Genomic DNA, 20,292 nt, shown 5'->3' on the forward strand with positions numbered 1-20,292 from the left:
CTTCCCACACATGCAAACATTCAAGAAAATACTCCTCGCGGCAGCAGTGGCGACAATCGCTTCCGCGCAACTTTTCGCAGCCTCGCCCCGCCGCGGCTTCGCCGTGGTGATCGACGCCCGGAGCTATGAAGAAGCCCGCCGGCAGGTCGACGATTACGCCGCCGAAATCGGGAAAAGCGGCCTGGAAGTGCATTTCGTCATCGACCGCACGGGACAGCCCGACTCGCTCCGGCAGGTGCTCCGGCAGCTCTGGGAGCAGCCGAAAGCCCCGATCGAGGGAGCCGTGCTCATCGGCGACATTCCGGTAGTGATGGTACGTGACGCCCAGCACCTCACGAGCGCTTTCAAAATGGACCAGGTGGCGTTCGACCGCTGGCAGTCGTCGGTTCCCACCGACCGTTTCTACGACGATTTCAGCCTCGAATTCGCCCCGCTGGGACGCGACAGCATCCACCCCGGATGTTTTTACTATTCGCTGACCGCCGAATCGGCCCAGCAGACCCGTCCCGACATCTATTCGGGCCGCATCCGCCCCACCGATTGCAGCGGGACCTCGCGTTATGAGAAACTGCGCAGCTATCTGGAGAAGGTCGTGGAGGCCAAACGCAATCCCGAACCGGTCGACCAGATTCTCTTTTTCAGCGGCAACGGCTTCATCTCGGAGTCGATGGTGGCCCGCATCGACGAAAAGGCAACGCTGTTCGAACACTTCCCGTGGCTCGAACGGCAGCGCAACGGCATCAGCTACATCGACCACAAGCGCGACGCGCACATCAAACCGCGGCTGATGAACGAGATGCAGCGCCGCGACCTCGACTTCGCCGTCCTGCACCACCACGGCGACTGGGACACGGAGTATCTGAACAACCTGCCGATGACCAACGACACCAAGCAGCAGATCGCGCAGATCAAAATGTACCTGCGGGAGTCGATGCGTCACGCCATCTCGCACGACATCCCGGCCGACAGCGCCCGGGCGCGCATCACTCGCCGCTACGGAGAGTTTCCCGACGCATGGTTCGAGGGCGCCGACGATCCGGAGACCCGGGCGGCGGACTCCCTCTACCTGTGGGATCTGGATCTCTACCTCTCGGATTTCGGCCGTTACACGCCCGAATGCCGCGTCGTGTCGCTCGACGCCTGCTTCAACGGCTCGTTCCACCGCGACAGCAGCATCGCCAACGCCTACATTTTCAGTCCGGGGCGCACCGTCGCCGTGCTGGCCAACTCGGTGAACGTATTGCAGGACAAATGGGTGGATCGTTATGTGGGCCTCACGGGACTGGGCATGAGCGTCGGCAACCTGGCCAAATACGCCCCCTATCTGGAACAGCACCTGATCGGCGACCCGACTTTCCGCTTCGCGTCGGCAGACAAGCGGATCGACGTGGACGAGCTGCTCCGGCAGGACAGCCCCGCGACGTGGAAACGGCTCCTTTCGGACAACCGCTACCCCGCCCTGCAAGCACTGGCCGTCGAAAAGCTCTTCCGCCGCGGCGACCTCTCGTCGGCGGACCTGCTGCGCATCTTCCGCGAAAGCGACAGCCACCAGCTGCGCATGCAGGCGTTCGTCAACCTCACGGAATGCCGCGACGACAACTTCATCGAGGCCATCGCACTCGGCATGTCCGACAACTATGAAATGGTCGAGCGTTTCGCCGCCAACATGCTGGCCAAGAGCGGCGACGAACGGCTCATTCCGGCGATGATCGCCTCCGCGATCCGCAACAACACCTCCGAACGCGTGGAGTTCTCGCTCAAACAGGCGATGCCGATGTTCGACGGCGAGAAACTGATCGCCGAATTCGAACGGCAGTTCCCCGAGACCAACTACATCGACTCCGAAACGGTGCACAGGCTGATCCGCCACTCCATCGAAGTCAATGCAAAGCGCTGGACCGCCACGATGAAGTCGGTCATGGACCCCGAACGGACGAAAAAAGGCCGCATGCAGGACATCCGTGCGATGCGCAACTACCACGTGCATTTCATGGTCCCCGAACTGCTGGATTACATGCGCCGAAGCGACGATCCGGAGGTTCAGCAGGCCATGCTGGAGGCTTTCGGCTGGTTCACGCTCTCGGTGCGCCGCGACGAGATCGCCCGAACGGCCCTCGACATGAGCCGCGACGAATCGCTCGCCCCCGCGGTGCGCAGCGAAGCGCTGAAAACCTATAACCGACTGAAATAATGAAACGTATCCTATCCCTGCTCCTGTTCGCAGCGGCGGGACATCTGGCGACGGCACAGCCCACCCGGACCTACGAGGTTCCGAAGCTGACCGACGAGGTGCGGGCCATCCGCGCGGCGGCCGTCTCGTGGACGCCGTCGAAACCCCTCGAAGGCTCCCTGCCCGCGAGCGTGGACAACTCGAAGCTCAAATACTTCCCGAAGGTATTCGATCAGAAAGGCGGCTCCTGCGCCCAGTCGTCGGGCATTCGCTACCTGTTCACCTACGAGATGAACCGGCTGCTGGACCGCGACGCCCAAGCCTCGGATGCCAATACATTCAGCTATTTCTACACCTGGAATTTCCTGAACGACGGCATCGATCAGGGCGGATTCGCCGAACAGGGGCTCAACATCGCCCGGCAGCAGGGGGCCATGTCGCTGGCCGACTTCCCCGACCCTTCGAGCTATTTCTCGTTCAAATGGGCGAGCGGCTACGACAAATACACCCGGGCGATGCAGAACCGCGTGAAGGAGATCATCTCGTTCGAGGTGACCTCGCAGGAGGGCATCGACCTCGCCCGCCGCTACCTCTACGACGCCGGCGACAGCAGCGCCCACGGCGGCATCCTCTCCTATTCGGCGCTGGCCACCGGATGGACCTTCGACACGAATTATTCGGGGCCGTCGGAAACGGGCTACACCTACATGCTGACGAAACTCGCCACGGACGGGGCACACGCCATGACCATCGTCGGCTACGACGACACGGTGGAGTTCTCCAAGGACGGCCAGACCCACAAGGGAGCCTTCATCGTCGTGAACTCCTACGGAACGTGGTGGGGCGACAACGGCCGCTACTACCTGCCCTACTATTTCTTTTTGCAGGACCGCCCGTCGCAAACCCTGAGCCACGATGTCACGGGATGCAGCTGCACGGTACATTCCCCGCAGGTGGTATTCCGTGTAAAAGTGACCTACGACTCGCGCAACGACCTCGCTTTCACAATGGGCGTGGCCGACAAACCCTACGCCACGACGCCGACCGTCACGCTCAAATCGGCCATCGCGGCCAATCAAGGCGGCGACCACCCCATGCAGGGAGAGTACAGCGACGACAACAGCATCGAACTCGCGTTCGATTTCACGGAAGCGGTGCCCAAATACGCCTCCTACACCGAACCGAAATACTTCCTGACGATCACCCGCTCGGAGATCGGCAAAGTCGGCAGCGGTGTGGTCAACGCCTTTTCGGTGATCGACTACCGGGATGCCGCCGGCCCGAAGGAGTATGTCTGCGACCTTCCGCAACCTATCGTGCTGGAAAAGGGCGCGAATCTCTTTGCGGCCGCCACGACCGCCCTCAAAACCACCTCGGCCTCAGCCATACAGTGGCTCGACAACCTCTGGGCCCCCTACACGGCGCCTTACGTGATACGCACGGCAAGCGGCAAGTACGCCAAGTTTGAAGTCACGAACTACGACCGGGGAGCGGGCCGGGTGACGATCAAGTATCTCTATCAGGGCGACGGCACCCGCAATCTTAACAGTTTAACGGATTGACGACGATGAAAACGATGAAACATAGACTGCTGCTGCTCGCCCTGGCGGGATGCGCAATACTGGCGGGATGTGCCTCGGACGGCTCCGACGACAAAGGTCCGGCTCCGGAACCGGCGCAGGTGAAAACGCTCTCGGTGGAGGGGCTCAGCGACGACCAGTGGGTTTACATCTCGCTCGAAACCGGCAGGAAGATCGGAACGAGCCCGCTCGGCGACGCCGCACAAGACGCCGCCTGGAAAGCCCGCACGGACTGGGACATCGCCCTTTGCGGCGAGTTGATCCGGACCAACGGCGGCACGTCGGGCAACGGCCAGGGAGCCGTTCAACGGGTCCAGAACAAGAGTTTCAATGCGCTCGACCAGGCGCCTGCCGACGGTTACACGACCGATACGGACGACATAGTCATCCGGCGGTAAAACGCCCGTATACCATGAAAAAAGCTGCATTCCCAAACGGAGAATGCAGCTTTTTGTTTTCGGGACGAAGGATCAGTACTGCTCCTTCTCGTTGGGGAAATCGCACTCCTTCACGTCGCGGACATACCGTTCCACGGCGTCGGTCATCACGCTGTGCAGATCGGCGTAACGGCGCAGGAACCGGGGCGAAAAACCCTTGTTGATGCCCAGCATGTCGTGGATCACGAGCACCTGCCCGTCGCACCCTCCGCCGGCGCCGATGCCGATCGTCGGAGCCGAAATCTCCTTCGTCACCCGGTCGGCCAATGCCGCGGGAATCTTTTCCAGCACGATGCCGAAGCACCCCGCGTCGCTCAGCAGACGGGCGTCGCGCACCAGTTTCTCGGCCTCGGCCTCCTCCTTGGCGCGGACCGCATAGGTGCCGAACTTGTGGATCGACTGGGGTGTCAGACCGAGGTGTCCCATGACGGGAATACCGGCCGAAAGGATGCGCTGAACCGATTCGAGAATCTCCTCGCCGCCCTCGATCTTGATGGCGTCGGCCTCGGTCTCCTTCATAATGCGGATGGCCGAATCGAGCGCCACCTTCGAATTGCCCTGATAAGAGCCGAACGGCAGATCGACGACGACCAGCGCACGACTGACGGCGCGCACGACCGAACGTGCGTGGTAGATCATCATATCGAGAGTGATGGGGAGCGTGGTTTCGTAACCGGCCATGACGTTGGCCGCCGAGTCGCCCACGAGAATCACATCAACGCCCGCGGCATCGACGATCTTCGCCATCGAATAGTCGTAAGAGGTAAGCATGGCGATCTTCTCGCCCCGCTGTTTCATTTCCGTCAGGCGGTAAGTCGTTACCGCGCGGACGGTGCTTTCTACTGACATTTTTTCAGATTTTAGGTTTTACAACGCGGCAAAGATAGCGCAAGGCGAGCGCAATGGCAAATTTATTTGGGCATTGCCGAGCCGCAGCCTATCTAAACCGGGGTTCATCCCCGGTAAAGTGCGCAAGGCGAGCGCAATGGCAAATTTATTTGGGCATTGCCGAGCCGCAGCCTATCTAAACCGGGATTCATCCCCGGTAAAGTGCGCAAGGCGAGCGCAATGGCAAATTTATTCGGGCATTGCCGGGGACAGATGTGCAAAATCCGAGGCGGCAGCGCCACAATCTGTCATCACCTCCGAAACCGGCATCTCTCGCCAAAACTTCTAAAACCCAGCTCTCAGCTGGGAAAAAATGGCCCATAAAACGACGCCTCCGGCGACCGAGACGTTGATCGAATGTTTGGTCCCGGCCTGCGGGATCTCGACAGCCCCGTCGCACATATCGACGGCCTCCTGGCCCACGCCATCGACCTCGTTGCCGAAGACCAGCGCATATTTCACCCCCTGCCGGGCACGGAAGGCGTCGAGCATCACGGCCCCTTCGACCTGCTCCACGGCGTATATCTCATACCCCTCGGCGCGCAGCTGCGCGAGGCACTCCGGGGTCGTCGCATAATGGCACCAGGGCACGGTCTGTTCGGCTCCCAGGGCCGTTTTGTGAATGTCGCGGGAGGGCGGCACGGCGGTAATGCCGCACAAGGCGATCCGCTCCACGGCGAAAGCGTCGCCCGTGCGGAAAAAAGCCCCGACATTCTGGGCCGAACGTACGTTGTCCAGCACTACCGTGACGGGCATTTTCTCCATCGCGGCGAACTCTTCGGCCGAGGGCCTGCCGAGCTCTTCGTTGGTGATTTTGCGCATAATGGCTTCGGAATGGTTGATTTCGGGGTCAAAAGTAAATAAAATTAAAATCTTTTCCCTACTTTTGTGACTCTATCAATCAGGAAACCGATGAAAAAACTGCTGCTTCTGCTCGCACTCGGCGGATTCGCCGTCGCAGGACACGCTCAGGAAATCCTCGTGGGCGCCGACTTCAAGATGTATTTCGACAACAAGGAGTTCGGCAGCAACGAGTTCGCGGTCCCCGGACTGGACATCGAGTCGGGCACGGATTTCGCCGCCCGCCTGCTGCCCCGCGTCGGCATCCGGTGGGACGAGAAGAACACCCTCGTCATCGCCGCGGACATGATCAAGAACTTCGGGTCGGCGGAATCGGCCTATCTGTCGGAGGTGAAACCCGTCTTCTACTACCAGTTCCGGACGCCCCGCGTCACAGCCGTGGCCGGTATCTTCACGCGCGACATGATGCACGACGACGATTACTCGACGGCGTTCTTCTCCGAATCGTACCGTTTCTACCACAACCGCATGAACGGTGTGCTGGCACAGTATAACGGCCAGGGGGGGGGCTCCTACGTGGAGTTCGTCTGCGACTGGGAGGGCATGTATTCGACCCTCTCGCGCGAAAAGTTCCGCATCCTGCTCGCCGGACGCCACTATCTCGACCGCTTTTACTACGGATTCAACTACTCGATGTTCCACTTCGCGGGACAGCAGGACGCGCCGATCGAAAACGTCGTGGACCTGCAACTGCTGAACCCCTGCGTAGGCGTCCGGTTCAACGCCTTCTTCGATTTCGACATCAAGCTGGGGGCGCTGCTCACGGCCCAGCGCGACCGCAGTTTCGGCCATTCGTGGGAAACACCCTGCATGGGCGAATTCGCGTTCCGCATCAGCCGCTGGGGACTTTCGCTCGACGAACGCCTCTACGTCGGCGACAACATCCATCCGTTCTTTATGGGACACGAACTCGAAGACGGCACGCCGCTGCCCTACGGCCGCGAACTCTACCCCGCCGAGAGTTTCTTCCGCACCGACCAGAAGGTGTACAGCCGCACGGCGCTCTCCTACCGCCGGTCGTTCTTCGACGACACGGTGTCGGTGCGCGCCGAGTTCGCCACCCATCACGACGGTACGGCCCTGGGCACGCAGCAGATGCTGGTCGTGGGCGTGAAACTGCTCAAAACGGTCTACAACAGCAAGAATCACAAAAAATAACCGAATCATATGGCAAGCGAAACAAGCGAACCCCGTGAGAAGTCGCTGAACTTCCTCGAAGAGATCATCGAAGAGTCGATCGCCAAAGGCGAAAAGCACATACAGACCCGTTTCCCGCCCGAGCCGAACGGCTATCTCCACATCGGCCACGCCAAGAGCATCTGCATCAATTTCGGACTGGCCAAGAAATACGGCGGCAAATGCAACCTGCGGTTCGACGACACGAACCCCGTGAAGGAGGACGTGGAGTACGTCGATTCGATCAAGCGCGACATTCAGTGGCTCGGCTTCCAGTGGGAGTTGGAGCGTTATGCGTCGGACTATTTCGACCAGCTCTACGAGTGGGCCATCGTGCTCATCAAGAAGGGGCTGGCCTATGTCGATGACCAGACGCAGGAGCAGATCCGCGAGAACCGCGGCACGGTGTCCGTGCCGGGAACCCCGTCCCCGTGGCGCGACCGGACGGTCGAGGAGAACCTCGACCTGTTCGAGCGGATGAAGAACGGCGAATTCCCCGACGGCGCCAAGGTGCTGCGCGCCAAGATCGACATGGCCCATCCGAACATGCTATTCCGCGACCCGCTGATGTACCGCATCATCCACACCGAACACCACCGCACGGGCAACAAATGGTGCATCTACCCGATGTACGACTACGCCCACGGCCAAAGCGACTCGATCGAGAAGGTCACCCACTCGATCTGCACGCTGGAATTCGACGTGCACCGCCCGTTGTACGACTGGTTCATTCAGGCGCTCGACATTTTCCCCTCGCACCAGTACGAGTTCGCGCGTCTGAACCTCACCTACACGATGATGTCGAAGCGCAAGCTGCTGAAACTCGTGCAGGAAGGCGCCGTGATGGGCTGGGACGATCCCCGCATGCCGACCATCTGCGCCCTGCGCCGCAAGGGCTACACCCCGGCTTCGGTGCGCAACTTCGCCGAGATGGTGGGCGTCGCCAAACGCGACAACGTGATCGACCTCGGCAAACTGGAATACTGCGTGCGCGAGGATCTGAACAAAGTGGCCCAGCGCCGCATGGCCGTGCTGAATCCGCTGAAAGTGGTCATCACCAACTACGACGACGATAAGACCGAACTCTTCACGGCCATCAACAACCCCGAGGACGAGAGCGCCGGAACGCGTCAGGTTCCGTTCTCGAAAGTGATCTACATCGAGCGCGACGATTTCATGGAGGAGCCTCCCAAGAAGTTCTACCGCCTCTCGCCGGGCGGCGAAGTGCGCCTGCGCTACTCCTACCTCATCAAGTGCGAGGAGGTCGTGAAGGACGCCGAGGGCAACGTCACGGAACTGCGCTGCACCTACGACCCAATGTCGGGCGGGGGTTCGTCGAGCGACGGCCGCCGCGTGAAAGGCGTCATCCACTGGGTGTCGGCGAAAGACGCCGTGGAGGCCGAAGTCCGGCTGTTCAATCCGCTCTTCACCAAAGAGGACCCCGACGACGTGGAGGAGGGACAGACGTGGGAGGACAACCTCAACCCCGAGTCGATGGTCAAGGTCACGGGCTATCTGGAACCCTCGCTGCGCGATGTTCCCGTCGGTCAGGCCGTGCAGTTCGAACGTGTGGGCTACTTCTGCCCCGACACCGATTCGACCCCCGAAAAGCTGGTGTTCAACCGCACGGTGACACTCAAGGATTCGTGGGCCAAGATCAACAAATAACGCCCCTCAGGCATACGAGAAGAGACCCGGCAAATGCCGGGTCTCTTCTTATATCTCCGCCGCACTTTTCCGGACCGCAAACCGGTCTGTCCCGGCGGCACGAAGAGCCGCTTGCGAGACGCATCGGCGGTTACGGCCGTCTTCGCCGGAGGGGGAGGGTACAGACCTTTCCGTTCCGGCGCAGAGTAAGGATGCAGTTCTGCTTCTTCCACATCCCTTCGATCCAGTAGGCGTCCCAGCGCGTCGCCGAACGGAAAGCCTGCACGGCCGCCTGCAAACGCGGATCGGCAGCGTCCTCGATCTTCTCTCCTCCCGGCATCAACAACCTCGCCCGGTCGATCTGCGCGACCCGCCCCGTGGAATCGGGGGCAAAAACGACAGACAACGCCAACTGATCGGGCAACGTTCCGACATACAGGCTGTCGAACGCCGCAGCGACGCGCACGACATTGTCCATCATCTCCACACCGCACTTATACAGACGGTTCCGATAGGCTTTCGTACCTCTGCCCACACGCCCCTCGAATATCTCAGCGACCCACTCCCGCTCAAGATTCCGCTTGAATCCGTCGTGTTGATAATACACCAAAGCACCCGTGCCATAGCGGATTTCGCCGCTGAACCAGTCGGCCCGGGCCCGCGATCCTTCAGCCGATTTCGGGAACAACTCGGCACCCGTAAAAACCGGATCGCCCTTCGTGGTCTCCACCCGTTCGAGCCACAACCGCCCCTTATCCAGCCGCCAGACGCCGATATAGGCACGCCAGCACGCCGTACTCCACGGCGCGTCGATCTCCTTCAACCGTTTTTCGAGCCGGGCGAGCACAGTGGAATCCGCCTTCATCAGCGGCAAGGCATACAGAGACATCGTATCGCACCCGACGATCAGCCGCTCGGCAGTCTGCCCGGTCGCCGATGCCCCGGCAGGCAGCAGGAACGACACGGCCGCCAGGAACAAGGCAAGCACACGTTTCATAAGCGAAGTGTTTTCGGAAAGATAAGCAAAAACCGCGAATCGTGCAAGTCCCGCTGCGACAATGACATCGGCTCCGCATCAGCGCATCATGCCGCCGAACGTGCGCCGCCCGAAAAGGTAGCGCAGAACCACCGAACTGCGGTAGATATGCCCGGCGGCGGAGCCTTTGCGGTTCCCGCGGATCGCGCGCCGCTTGCGGGCCAAGTCCTTGTGCCAGCGGAAAAAATCGCGATAGGCGCGGAACACCGCCCGGAAATTGTCCCCGCGGCCCTGCGCCAGGTAGGAGAAAGCCGCCAGCAGGTCGAGCGCCGGACGTGCCACGGCCACAAAAAGCCGCTGCGCGGGAGAGGTGCATTTGTAGAGCATCGCCAGATTGTTCCGGTGATTGTAAAAGACCTTGGCCGGAGAATCCGTCTGGAGCGTGCCGCCGCCGAGGTGGTAGACCGTGCTTTGGGGAACGACCCGCACGCGGTAACCCGCCAGCTGCATCCGCCAGCAGAGGTCGATCTCCTCCATGTGGGCGAAGAAATCGGCGTCGAAGCCCCCCAGCGCCCGGAACACGTCGGCCCGGCAGCAGAAAGCCGCGCCGCTCACCCAAAAGACATCGCGGGCGTCGTCGTACTGCCCCCGGTCCTCCTCCACGCAGCGCAGGATGCGGCCCCGGCAGAAAGGATAACCCAGAAAGTCGATGAATCCGCCCGAAGCCCCGGCGTACTCGAACGTCGTCCGGTCGGTACAGGAGATCAGCTTCGGCGCAGCGACCGCCACGTCGGGATTCGCGTTCAGGCAGTCGAGAATCGGCCCGAGCCACCCCGCGGGAGTCTCGACATCGGAATTGAGCAGCAGGTAGTAATCGGCCTCGATCCGCTCCAGCGCCCGGTTGTAACCGCCCGCAAAGCCGTAGTTGCGGTCCATGCGCAGCACCGAGACCGTAGGGAATTCGGCGGCGAGAATCGCCACCGAATCGTCCGTGGAACCGTTGTCGGCCACCACGACCCCGACGCCTTCGGGCGCCGCGGCCACGACCGACGGCAGAAAACGGCGCAGGTGTTCGGCGCCGTTCCAATTCAGTATGACGATTTTAGCGACCGGCATTTCGTTTGTGTTTCCAGCGACGGTGCGACCACATCCAGAGTTCGGGACGCCGGCGGATCTCCGCTTCCAGCATACGAACGTAACGCTGCGTGATTTCGTATTCGGCGACCTCCTCTTTTCCGTCGTAGATCAGTTCGAAGGACATCTCGTAACGGCCCCGCCGCAGGCGCTCCATCTTCACGAAATAGACCGGAAGCTGACAGCGCAGGGCCAGTTTCTCGCCCCCGTCGAAGAAGATCGTATCCTGATTGAGGAAGCGGAACCAACGGCTGTCGGGACGCCGCGGGGGATTCTGGTCGGCGATAAGCCCCATCACGAGATTCCGCCCCCCGATACCCCCGGCCCGGTTGCGCAGGTAGAAGCGCAGGCTCTCTTTCATCGCAACGGTCGTGGCGTAATCCCCGTTGCGGAGACGCTGGTAGAACGCCTCCACGATCCGGCTCCGCAGCGGATGGTAAACGGCGACGACGATCTGCGTCGGGTCGTACAACCCCCAGAACGAACAATATTCCCAGCAGCCGAAATGGGCCGTCATGGCGATCCAGTCGCGGCCGCCGACCCGCTCCTTCTGCTCCTCCAGCCCCTTTACGGTCAGCAGGGAACGCCCCTTTTCGGGCGTCAGTCCGGCCAGGTTGATCGTATCGACGAAAATCTCGGCCAGCGTGCGGTAGAACCGCCTCCGGATGACGGCCAGTTCGCGCTCGTCCTTCTCGGGAAACGAGTTCCGAAGATTGGTCTTCACGACCTTCATGCGGTAGCGCAGACAGTAGCGGAGCAGCACGAAGATCAGGTTCTCGACCACGTAATACTTGAACCAATACGGCATTGCGGCGAATACGCGCGCCCCCAGCCAGAGAGCTTCCAGCCCGATTCGCTGCATGGGGGTCAGTTCCGTCGTTTTCATGCCTGCCGTGCGGTTAGGGTTCCACGAAAAGTTTCACGTTCTCGACCTTGGTGCGGATCTTCAGCCAGCGGGAGAGCGTCTCCCGGTCAATCGGCACCGCAGGGTCCTTGGGCGTCACCACGCACACGAGCGTCGTATCGCCGGGCGTGCCCTTCACGTCGAAGGTGATGCCCTTCGTCAGCGAAATGGCCCCGATGTTCTCCATCATGGCCCCCACCTCGCGCGAAATGTCGTCCACCTCGACGTTCGTCACCCGGTAACGTTTCAGCTGCGAGGCCATCTCCCCGATGCGGCGGTTTTTCTCCTCCAGCAGCTCCTTGTAGCTCTGCTGCAACGACGCCACGTCGATCTTGTCCTCGGTGTTGGCCTGCCGGACGACCAGTTCGGTATTCTCCAGCCCGAAACTGCGCATCTGCGTCCGGGCGTTCTCGATCACCTCCCCGCCCAGCGGCTCGCCCACGAGCAGCAACTCGATCTGCGACGGGTTCTTGCCCTGCGCGTAGTGTTTGTTGTACTCGATCACGCGCGTATGCGGGAAATTGAAGACCTGCGACACGTATTTGTCGGCCACGGCCTCGAACACCGAGACCCGGACCATGTGGAAGCCGATGACGACGCTCGGGATGAAGGTCACCAGCGTGATGACCATCATCAGCCGCTTGACCGTGCGTTCGCGGCCCTTGTCGATGAAGACTTTCTTCTCGTATTTCAGGAAGCGCACCATGGCGTAAGTCGCCAGGGCGATGAAGACCGAGTTGATGAAGAAGAGGTAGAACGCCCCGAAGAAGAACCGGAACTGCCCCGTGGCCAGTCCGAAACCCGCCGTACAGAGGGGCGGAATCAGCGCCGTGGCGATGGCCACGCCGGGGATCACCGTCGAGGTGCGGTCCTGCCGCGTCTGCGCCACGATGCCCGCCAGACCGCCGAAGAGGGCGATCAGCACGTCGTAGGTCGTGGGAACGGTGCGCGCCAGCAGCTCGCTGCTGTTCGACGAGAGGGGCGAGATGAAGAAATAGACCGTCGAGGTGATGATCGCAACGATGAACATCAGCGTCAGGTTGCGCAGCGACTTTTTCAGCAGGTCGAAATCGTTGATGCCCAGCGACAGCCCGACACCCATGATCGGTCCCATGATCGGCGAGATGAGCATCGCGCCGATGATGACGGCGGCCGAATTGACGTTCAGCCCCAGCGATGCGATCATCGTGGCGAAGATCAGCACCCAGAGATTGACGCCGCGGAACTCGACGCCCTTCGAAATGGCGGCCACGACCTCGTCGCACTGCGCCTGGTCCTCTTCGAGACTGAATCGTCCCTTCATGAATTCGCGCAACTCCCCGATCCAGGCCGAAAACGAGCGGCGCACCTGTTGCGTATTATCCGTACGATTACTCTCCATAACCGGTTTTTCCGTTTGAATTACTCCTCCTGCGGCTCCTGCGCACGGCGTACCTTGGGCTTTCCGGCCACGACGATCACGAACTCCCCCTTGGGCTCGGTCGTGCGGAAATGGTCCAGCACCTCGGCGACGGTGCCGCGCACGGTCTGTTCGAATTTCTTGGTCAGCTCCCGCGACACCGAAACCCGGCGTTCGGGACCGAAAACCTCGGCGAACTGCTCCAGACACTTCACCACGCGGTAGGGCGACTCGTAGAAAACCATCGTCCGCTCCTCGTCGGCCAGCGTCTGCAACTGCTTGCTGCGGCCCTTCTTCTGGGGCAGGAAACCTTCGAAGCAGAAGCGGTCGCAGGGAAATCCGCTCTGCACCAACGCCGGGATCAGCGCCGTGGCCCCGGGCAGCGTCTCGACTTCGATCCCCGCCTCGACGCACGTGCGCACGAGCAGGAACCCCGGGTCCGAAATGCCCGGCGTACCGGCGTCCGACACCAAGGCCGCATCGCGTCCGGCGGCGATCGACTCGGCGACCAGCCGCACCGTCGCGTGCTCGTTGAACTTGTGGTGCGAACGGAGTTTCTGCTCGATGCCGAGATGCTTCAGAAGAAACGACGTTGTGCGCGTATCCTCCGCCAGAATAAAATCCACGCTGCGCAGGACATTCACCGCACGCAGCGTGATGTCGTCCAGATTGCCGATCGGCGTAGGCACGATATAGAGTTTGGCCATCGCTGTCAGGCAAATTTGCGTTCGAGCAGGTCCATCAGCAGTTTCACCCCGTCGGAATTGGGGTTCCACGCATAGTTCTCGGCGATATAGATCATGCAGTCATCGAAATCGGCGCAGTCGTTGAGCACCCCGATCGCCTTCTCGTAAGCCTCGCCGTCGCCCCCGAACAGGTCGCGGATCAGCAGGAATTTATCGTTGATGCCGATAGCCCTGCGCAGATCGGTGACAGGTTCGCTGCGGCGCAGTTCCGAAGCCCGGTCGCGCGGCGCGGCGAGCGTGTCGGCCAGCGTCTGCACGTCGTGGTTGATGATGTCGCCCAACACGGTTCCGGCAGGAGCGGCAGGTTCCAACGTGATCTCTTCGAAGCCGGGTTCGTCCTCCTCTTCCGGTTCGGGCACCGTTCCGAAGACGGGCTTGCGGAATTCGGGCGCCGCGGCTGAAACTTCCGGAACTGCGGCAGGCTTCCCGGCCGCGACTTCGGGTTCCGGAGCGGAAACCTCCGCGGGAACGGGAGCCCCAACTTCGGGGGCTGGAGTCTCCACGACGGGAGCGGGAGCCGGGGCTTCCGCAGGCGCCGGAGCGGGCTTCGGAGCCGGTTCCGGGCGGGCGGGCGTCTCGACAGCCGGATCGTAAAGCGACATGATGACACGCTGTTTGTTGCGGTGGCGGATGGTCTCCTCCTCCAAGCCGAACAGCGTAGGCGCCACATAATGAGATTTTTCGGATTCCTCCTCCGGTTCAGACGCCGGCTCTGCGGCTGCGACCGGCTGCGGGTCAGACTGCGGCTGCTGTTCCAATTCCGGCTCCGGGTTCGGTTCCGGTTCCGGTTCCGGCTCAGCAGAGAAAGGCTCCGAAACGAACTCCCCGGACAGCTCTGCGACCGGCTCCGGCTCGACAGGCGCGGGTTCGGCAGGTGCGGGCTCAGGCTCGGCAGGTGCAGGCCCGGCAACAAACTCGGGTTCAGGTTCGGGCTCTGCCTCGGATTCCGCAACCGGCTCCACGACGGGTTCCGGCTCCATAACAGGCTCCGGCTCGGCGACGGGTTCGGGATCCATTACGGGCCCGGATTCCGGAATCGCCTCTTCGGCGGCCGGTTCCGCGGGTTCCGGTTCCGGCTCCGGTTCCTCCTCCCCGGCGAAAGGATCGAGCGAAAGCACGTCGCCCAGGTCGATGACCTCCGCGACGGCCGTGTCCTCCTCCCCGGCGGGAGTCTCCGTAACAGGTTCCGAAGCGCCGAAACGCACCTTATCGTAGACCGAACGCAGCTTTTCGAGCGCCAGATCGCGTTCGAGGGCCGGAATGTCGTCGGCCTGCACCCACCCTTCGACGAGTTCCGAAAGCTGCTGCAATTCGCCTTGTATCGTTTTCAAATCCATAGTTCCATCCAATTTCGACCTCCAAAGATACGAATAAGCGAGGGCAAAAGCAAGTTCGCTTGCATTTTGCCGGGCGAAAGTATCTAAGACGCAGCCAAAGATAGAAAAAAATTCAGGAATGTCCAGCGTCCGCGGAAACCTTTTGTCCGAAACGGATGCGGAACGGACTTTTCTGGTGCCCGCACGCTCCGAAATAAAAAGAAATTCCTATCTTTGTGGACTGTTTTCAAGTGAGACGATTTTTATTAAACGAACAACGAACCAATGGCATTACAATGCGGCATAGTCGGTTTGCCGAACGTAGGTAAATCGACCCTTTTCAACTGCCTGTCCAACGCGAAGGCGCAGGCGGCCAACTTCCCGTTCTGCACCATCGAGCCCAACGTGGGCGTCATCACGGTCCCCGACCAGCGGCTGATCCGGCTGGCCGAGATCGACAACCCCAAGCGCGTGATCCCCACGACGATCGAAATCGTCGATATCGCGGGACTGGTGAAAGGAGCGTCGAAAGGCGAGGGACTTGGCAACAAATTCCTCGGCAACATCCGCAACACCCACGCGATCATCCATGTCCTGCGCTGTTTCGACAACGGCAACATCACCCACGTCGATGGCTCGATCGACCCCGTGCGCGACAAGGGCATCATCGACACGGAATTGCAGCTGAAAGACCTCGAAACCGTCGAAGGACGCCTGGGCAAGATCCAGAAGCAGGCCACCTCGGGCGGCGACAAGAACGCCAAACGCGCCGTGGAACTGCTGCTACAATACAAGGCGGCGCTGGAACAGGGCCTTTCGGCCCGCACGGTCGAACTGGAAAAAGAGGACCGCAAACTGGTCGCCGACCTGAATCTGCTGACCGACAAACCGGTGCTCTACGTCTGCAACGTCGATGAGAAGAGCGCCGCGACGGGCAACGTCTACACCGAGGCCGTCCGGGCCGCCATCGCCGGGGAGAAGGCCGAAATGCTCGTCATAGCCGCCGCCACGGAGGCCGACATCGCCGAGCTGGAGAGCTACGAAGAACGCCAGATGTTCCTCGAGGACCTCGGGCTGGAGGAGTCGGGCGTGGCGCGCCTGATCAAATCGGCCTACAAATTGCTTAATCTCGAAACGTTCTTCACCACCGGAGCCGACGAGACCCGTGCGTGGACCTACTCGCGCGGCATGAAAGCCCCGCAGACGGCCGGAATCATCCACACCGACTTCGAAAAGGGATTCATCCGCGCCGAGGTCATCAAGTACGACGACTACGTGACGCTGGGGTCGGAGAAAGCGTGCCGCGATGCGGGCAAGATCGGCATCGAGGGCAAAGAGTACGTCGTGCAGGACGGCGACATCATGCACTTCCTGTTCAACGTCTGACACACGGGAGAGAACCTAAAAAAACATACCGTCATGAAAAATTCGAAGTACATTCTTCTGGGCATCGCAGCCGTCGTCTGCGCCGTCGTACTCGCACGCGCCTACACCTATAAATATCGGTCGCAGGACACCATCGTCGTGACCGGATTGGGCGAAACCGAATTTTCTTCGGACCTGATCGTCTGGTCCGGAACCCTGACCGCCGAGGCGCAGAACGTCGCCGCAGGCTACGCCGAAATCGAACAGAGCAAGCAGAAAGTGCAGAAATACCTCGAAGACAAGGGCATACCCGCCGCAGCGGTGGTCTTCGAATTCGTGAACGTCGATAAACAGTACACCCCGGTCTACAACGCCTCGGGCAACTGGGCCGGACAACGTTTCACGGGGTACCAGCTGCGCCAGCGCTTCACGGTGGAGTCGCCGGACGTGGAGAAGGTGGAGACCGTCTCGCGCGAAATATCGTCGCTGATCGCCCAGGGCGTGTCGATCGAGGCATACGCCCCGGACTACTACTATACGAAACTCGACGACGTGAAGATGGGGCTGATCGAGAAGGCCTCGGCCGATGCCCGTCTGCGGGCCGAGAAGATCGCCGTGAACGCCGGGACGAAGATCGGCAGCGTCGCGTCGGCGCGCATGGGCGTCTTCCAGATCACGGGAGCCAACTCCAACGAGGAGTTCTCGGCCGGAGGATCGTTCAACACCGCCAACCGCAACAAGAAGGCCCGCATCACCATGCGGATCGAATACCGAATACGATGATCGCAGTCGTCATTGCGAGGCATCGCAGATGCCGCGGCAATCCGGCCGGAACGCTGTGACGTTACCATAACCATCGGATTGCCACGTCGTTTCAACGCTCGCAATGGCGGAAATACGGCAAAAACGAAACGGGAACAAACTGTCAAAAGCAAACAATATAATCATGGAAAGACCCGTTCGGGTGCGTTTCGCACCCAGCCCCACCGGGCCCCTGCACATCGGGGGCGTCCGCACGGCACTGTATAACTACCTGTTCGCCCGCCGGCACAAGGGCACGATGATCCTCCGCATCGAGGACACCGACTCGCAGCGGTTCGTGCCGGGCGCCGAGGACTACATTCTCGAATCGCTCAAATGGTGCGGCATCGAGATCGACGAGGGCGTCGGTGTCGGAGGCCCCCATGCCCCCTACCGCCAGAGCGAACGCCGCGAAATATACCTCAAATACGCCCTGCAACTCGTGGAGGCCGGATGGGCCTACTACGCCTTCGACACCGCCGAGGAGCTCGACACCCTGCGCAAGGAGGCCGAGGCCCGCGGCGAGGCTTTCGCCTACAACTATGCGGTGCGCGAAAAGCTGGCGACATCGCTGGCCCTGCCCGCCGAGGAGGTCAAGGCCCGCATCGACCGCGGGGACCAATGGGTCATCCGCTTCAAGATGCCCGAAAACGAGGTGGTCGGGATGGACGACCTGATCCGCGGCCACGTGGAGGTCAACACCTCGACGCTGGACGACAAGGTGCTCTACAAGTCGGCCGACGCGCTGCCCACCTACCACTTGGCGAACATCGTAGACGACCGTCTGATGGAGGTGTCGCACGTCATCCGCGGCGAGGAGTGGCTTCCGTCGCTGCCTCTGCACTACCTGCTGTACCGGGCTTTCGGATGGACGGACGTGCAGCCCGCATTCGCCCATCTTCCCCTGCTGCTGAAACCCACGGGAGGCGGCAAGCTCTCGAAGCGCGACGGCGACAAGATGGGATTTCCGATGTTTCCGCTCTTCTGGAAATCGCCCGCAACGGGCGAAACCGCCCGCGGATACCGCGAAGACGGCTATTTCCCCGAGGCGTTCATCAACATGCTGGCGCTGCTGGGATGGAACCCCGGCACGGAGCAGGAGATCTTCTCGATGCAGGAGCTGATCGACAGCTTCTCGCTCGAACGGGTTTCGAAATCGGGAGCCCGCTTCCAGCCCGACAAGGCCAAGTGGTTCAACGCCCAGTACATGCACCGCAAGACGGACACCGAACTGGCGGCCCTCTACCAGCCGATCCTGCGCGAACACGGCATCGAGGTGTCGGACGAAACGGCCGGCCGGGCCGCAGGCATCATGAAGGAGCGCGCGACGTTCACGACCGACCTGTGGGACCTCACGTCGTTCTTCTTCGTGGCTCCCGCGGAGTACGAGGAGAAGCAGGCCAAAAAGTACTGGAAAGGCCAGAATCCCGCCATCCTGCGCGAACTGCGCGGCGTATTGGAGGGGATCGACGACTTCTCGCTGGAAAACACCGAACGCATCGTCCACGCCTGGATCGAGGAGAAGGGTTACGGCATGGGACAGGTGATGAACACGCTGCGTCTGGCGCTCGTGGGGGCCGGAAAAGGACCGGGCATGTACGACGTAACGTCGTTCATCGGCAAAGCCGAGTGCCTGAAGCGTATCGACAACCTGCTGAACAATCTGAAACCGGCGGAATAATCCCTCCTCAAAGCCCCCGCCGAGGCGGGGGTTTGGGGGTGGGTCAGACTTGTATACGACGCCAAAGGCGGCGAACAACAACGACCGGAAGCCAACAGAGGTAGAAACACTAAAACTGCTATAGCTAATGGTAACTATCGAACAACACGTCTGGGGCATGACCCCGGAAGGCGAGGCGATCATCCTCTACACGCTGCGAAACGACTCGGGAGCCGAGGTCCGGCTTTCGAACTACGGCGCCGCGATCGTCTCGGCGACGATGCCCGACCGCGAGGGCCGCATGGCCGACGTGGTGCTGGGCTACAAGCATCCCGAAGGCTATTTCTTCGACGGCGCCGCCTCGGGCAAGAGCGTGGGCCGCTGCGCCAACCGCATCGCTTTCGGGCAGATGACCGTCGAGGGAAAGGAATACCGGCTGGAAGTCAACAACGGCGTGAATCACCTGCACGGCGGCACGAAGGGATTCGCCAACCGCATCTGGGAGAGCCGCGTGGAGACCAACCGCGTGGTGATGTCGCTCGTCTCGGAGGACGGCGACCAGGGCTATCCCGGAGAGCTGTGCGTCGAGGCCGTCTTCGACTTCGACGACGACAATGCGCTGGAGATCACCTATCTGGCCAAAACCGACAAGACGACGGTGGTGAACCTCACCAACCACGTCTATTTCAACCTCGCGGGCGACGGCAGCGGATCGGTCCTCGACCACGAACTGCGGCTCAACAGCTCGAAAGTGCTGGAGATGAACGACAAACAGATTCCCACGGGCAAGCTGCTCGACGCAGCCGGCACGCCGCAGGATTTTCGGGAGTTCCGGACGTTCCGCCCCGGCATCTCGTCGGAGTTCAACCACATCCGCGACTTCAAGGGGTACGACCACCCCTTCGTGATCGACAACTGGAAGCCCAACATCCTGGGCGAGGTCGGCGAACTGCGCGAGGCCGCGTCGGGACGTTCGGTGAAGGTGCTTTCGTCGCAGCCCAGCGTGATGATCTACACTGGCAACTGGCTCGCGGGCGGATGTCCCGAAACCAAGACGGGAGGTCGTTACGCCGACTACGACGGCGTGGCGATCGAGTGTCAGAACTACCCCGACGCCGTAAACCACCCCGAATTCCCCTCGCCGCTGCTGAAGCCCGGCGAACTCTACTGTCAGAAGATCGTGTTCCGCTTCGGAACGTTCTGAAAAAAAGCGGCGGCCCCGAGGGACCGCC

At 61.3% G+C, this 20,292-nt stretch carries 17 protein-coding genes; 9 read left to right on the top strand and 8 right to left on the bottom strand.

The window, feature by feature from the left end; genetic code table 11:
- Positions 1–10 precede the first annotated feature (10 nt).
- Genes NQ519_RS00840 through NQ519_RS00850 form a run of 3 tightly spaced genes read left to right on the top strand, consistent with a single transcriptional unit; the run spans position 11 to position 4,148 of the window.
- Entirely contained in the window at positions 11–2,191 is a 2,181-nt protein-coding gene (locus tag NQ519_RS00840; protein ID WP_019149962.1) for a HEAT repeat domain-containing protein, read from the top strand.
- Positions 2,191–3,732 carry a hypothetical protein gene (locus tag NQ519_RS00845; protein ID WP_019149961.1) on the top strand — a complete coding sequence of 514 codons (1,542 nt, stop codon included), beginning with the start codon at positions 2,191–2,193 and terminating at the stop codon, positions 3,730–3,732. The genes NQ519_RS00840 and NQ519_RS00845 overlap by 1 nt, the downstream gene beginning before the upstream one ends.
- A 14-nt stretch (positions 3,733–3,746) precedes the next feature.
- Positions 3,747–4,148 (top strand): HmuY family protein, encoded by a 402-nt coding sequence (locus NQ519_RS00850; protein ID WP_227901055.1) that lies wholly within the window; start codon positions 3,747–3,749, stop codon positions 4,146–4,148.
- 72 nt (positions 4,149–4,220) lie between these two features.
- On the opposite strand, the gene panB is transcribed toward NQ519_RS00850, so the two are convergent.
- Together panB and NQ519_RS00860 are read right to left on the bottom strand one after the other, a co-directional pair.
- Entirely contained in the window at positions 4,221–5,036 is an 816-nt protein-coding gene (gene panB / locus NQ519_RS00855; protein ID WP_019149960.1) for a 3-methyl-2-oxobutanoate hydroxymethyltransferase, read from the bottom strand.
- 324 nt (positions 5,037–5,360) lie between these two features.
- Positions 5,361–5,897, bottom strand: coding sequence for an RNA methyltransferase (locus NQ519_RS00860; RefSeq protein WP_019149959.1), 537 nt, complete (start codon positions 5,895–5,897; stop codon positions 5,361–5,363).
- A gap of 90 nt (positions 5,898–5,987) precedes the next feature.
- On the opposite strand from NQ519_RS00860, the gene NQ519_RS00865 reads away from it, so the two are divergent.
- Together NQ519_RS00865 and NQ519_RS00870 are read left to right on the top strand one after the other, a co-directional pair.
- Positions 5,988–7,094, top strand: a complete 1,107-nt coding sequence (locus NQ519_RS00865) for a hypothetical protein (protein WP_019149958.1) — start codon at positions 5,988–5,990, stop codon at positions 7,092–7,094.
- Between the two features lie 9 nt (positions 7,095–7,103).
- Positions 7,104–8,780, top strand: coding sequence for a glutamine--tRNA ligase/YqeY domain fusion protein (locus NQ519_RS00870; protein ID WP_019149957.1), 1,677 nt, complete (start codon positions 7,104–7,106; stop codon positions 8,778–8,780).
- A 130-nt stretch (positions 8,781–8,910) separates the two neighbouring features.
- On the opposite strand, the gene NQ519_RS00875 is transcribed toward NQ519_RS00870, so the two are convergent.
- The 6 genes from NQ519_RS00875 to NQ519_RS00900 form a co-directional block, all read right to left on the bottom strand.
- Entirely contained in the window at positions 8,911–9,756 is an 846-nt protein-coding gene (locus NQ519_RS00875; protein ID WP_019149956.1) for a hypothetical protein, read from the bottom strand.
- Between the two features lie 78 nt (positions 9,757–9,834).
- A complete protein-coding gene (locus NQ519_RS00880; RefSeq protein ID WP_019149955.1) occupies positions 9,835–10,851 on the bottom strand; it encodes a glycosyltransferase family 2 protein in 1,017 nt (338 codons plus the stop codon).
- On the bottom strand, positions 10,838–11,755 hold the full coding sequence (locus NQ519_RS00885) for a lysophospholipid acyltransferase family protein (RefSeq protein WP_019149954.1): 918 nt from the start codon (positions 11,753–11,755) through the stop codon (positions 10,838–10,840). The genes NQ519_RS00880 and NQ519_RS00885 overlap by 14 nt, the downstream gene beginning before the upstream one ends.
- A gap of 13 nt (positions 11,756–11,768) precedes the next feature.
- Positions 11,769–13,154: a TIGR00341 family protein gene (locus NQ519_RS00890; protein WP_026076358.1), complete on the bottom strand. Its 1,386-nt coding sequence runs from the start codon at positions 13,152–13,154 to the stop codon at positions 11,769–11,771.
- 20 nt (positions 13,155–13,174) lie between these two features.
- Positions 13,175–13,879, bottom strand: a complete 705-nt coding sequence (gene rsmI, locus NQ519_RS00895) for a 16S rRNA (cytidine(1402)-2'-O)-methyltransferase (protein WP_019149952.1) — start codon at positions 13,877–13,879, stop codon at positions 13,175–13,177.
- Between the two features lie 5 nt (positions 13,880–13,884).
- The gene (locus tag NQ519_RS00900) at positions 13,885–15,255 is read right to left on the bottom strand and encodes a hypothetical protein (protein WP_019149951.1); all 1,371 of its coding nucleotides are present in this window, start codon (positions 15,253–15,255) and stop codon (positions 13,885–13,887) included.
- Positions 15,256–15,519: 264 nt separating this feature from the next.
- Here NQ519_RS00900 and ychF point away from each other — a divergent pair, with 264 nt between their 5' ends.
- From ychF to NQ519_RS00920, 4 genes are all read left to right on the top strand, one after another.
- Complete coding sequence (gene ychF, locus NQ519_RS00905; protein ID WP_019149950.1) at positions 15,520–16,620, top strand: redox-regulated ATPase YchF; 1,101 nt, start codon at positions 15,520–15,522, stop codon at positions 16,618–16,620.
- A 33-nt stretch (positions 16,621–16,653) separates the two neighbouring features.
- Positions 16,654–17,382 carry an SIMPL domain-containing protein gene (locus NQ519_RS00910; protein WP_019149949.1) on the top strand — a complete coding sequence of 243 codons (729 nt, stop codon included), beginning with the start codon at positions 16,654–16,656 and terminating at the stop codon, positions 17,380–17,382.
- 163 nt (positions 17,383–17,545) lie between these two features.
- Positions 17,546–19,081, top strand: a complete 1,536-nt coding sequence (gene gltX, locus NQ519_RS00915; protein ID WP_019149948.1) for a glutamate--tRNA ligase — start codon at positions 17,546–17,548, stop codon at positions 19,079–19,081.
- Positions 19,082–19,208: 127 nt separating this feature from the next.
- Positions 19,209–20,264, top strand: coding sequence for an aldose epimerase family protein (locus NQ519_RS00920; protein ID WP_019149947.1), 1,056 nt, complete (start codon positions 19,209–19,211; stop codon positions 20,262–20,264).
- The last annotated feature ends 28 nt before the right edge of the window (positions 20,265–20,292 follow it).

Origin of the sequence: Alistipes senegalensis JC50, from assembly GCF_025145645.1 — a bacterium.
GTDB classification, from domain to species: domain Bacteria; phylum Bacteroidota; class Bacteroidia; order Bacteroidales; family Rikenellaceae; genus Alistipes; species Alistipes senegalensis.

What these genes read in the sequence shown, in the direction of transcription:
- NQ519_RS00880 (WP_019149955.1), bottom strand. Translation starts at nt 10,851, where the DNA reads ATGCCGGTCGCTAAAATCGTCATACTGAATTGGAACGGCGCCGAACAC.
- gltX (WP_019149948.1), top strand. Translation starts at nt 17,546, where the DNA reads ATGGAAAGACCCGTTCGGGTGCGTTTCGCACCCAGCCCCACCGGGCCC.
- rsmI (WP_019149952.1), bottom strand. Translation starts at nt 13,879, where the DNA reads ATGGCCAAACTCTATATCGTGCCTACGCCGATCGGCAATCTGGACGAC.
- NQ519_RS00850 (WP_227901055.1), top strand. Translation starts at nt 3,747, where the DNA reads ATGAAACATAGACTGCTGCTGCTCGCCCTGGCGGGATGCGCAATACTG.
- NQ519_RS00840 (WP_019149962.1), top strand. Translation starts at nt 11, where the DNA reads ATGCAAACATTCAAGAAAATACTCCTCGCGGCAGCAGTGGCGACAATC.
- NQ519_RS00920 (WP_019149947.1), top strand. Translation starts at nt 19,209, where the DNA reads ATGGTAACTATCGAACAACACGTCTGGGGCATGACCCCGGAAGGCGAG.
- NQ519_RS00865 (WP_019149958.1), top strand. Translation starts at nt 5,988, where the DNA reads ATGAAAAAACTGCTGCTTCTGCTCGCACTCGGCGGATTCGCCGTCGCA.
- NQ519_RS00845 (WP_019149961.1), top strand. Translation starts at nt 2,191, where the DNA reads ATGAAACGTATCCTATCCCTGCTCCTGTTCGCAGCGGCGGGACATCTG.
- ychF (WP_019149950.1), top strand. Translation starts at nt 15,520, where the DNA reads ATGGCATTACAATGCGGCATAGTCGGTTTGCCGAACGTAGGTAAATCG.
- NQ519_RS00900 (WP_019149951.1), bottom strand. Translation starts at nt 15,255, where the DNA reads ATGGATTTGAAAACGATACAAGGCGAATTGCAGCAGCTTTCGGAACTC.
- NQ519_RS00910 (WP_019149949.1), top strand. Translation starts at nt 16,654, where the DNA reads ATGAAAAATTCGAAGTACATTCTTCTGGGCATCGCAGCCGTCGTCTGC.
- NQ519_RS00885 (WP_019149954.1), bottom strand. Translation starts at nt 11,755, where the DNA reads ATGAAAACGACGGAACTGACCCCCATGCAGCGAATCGGGCTGGAAGCT.
- NQ519_RS00890 (WP_026076358.1), bottom strand. Translation starts at nt 13,154, where the DNA reads ATGGAGAGTAATCGTACGGATAATACGCAACAGGTGCGCCGCTCGTTT.
- NQ519_RS00860 (WP_019149959.1), bottom strand. Translation starts at nt 5,897, where the DNA reads ATGCGCAAAATCACCAACGAAGAGCTCGGCAGGCCCTCGGCCGAAGAG.
- panB (WP_019149960.1), bottom strand. Translation starts at nt 5,036, where the DNA reads ATGTCAGTAGAAAGCACCGTCCGCGCGGTAACGACTTACCGCCTGACG.
- NQ519_RS00870 (WP_019149957.1), top strand. Translation starts at nt 7,104, where the DNA reads ATGGCAAGCGAAACAAGCGAACCCCGTGAGAAGTCGCTGAACTTCCTC.
- NQ519_RS00875 (WP_019149956.1), bottom strand. Translation starts at nt 9,756, where the DNA reads ATGAAACGTGTGCTTGCCTTGTTCCTGGCGGCCGTGTCGTTCCTGCTG.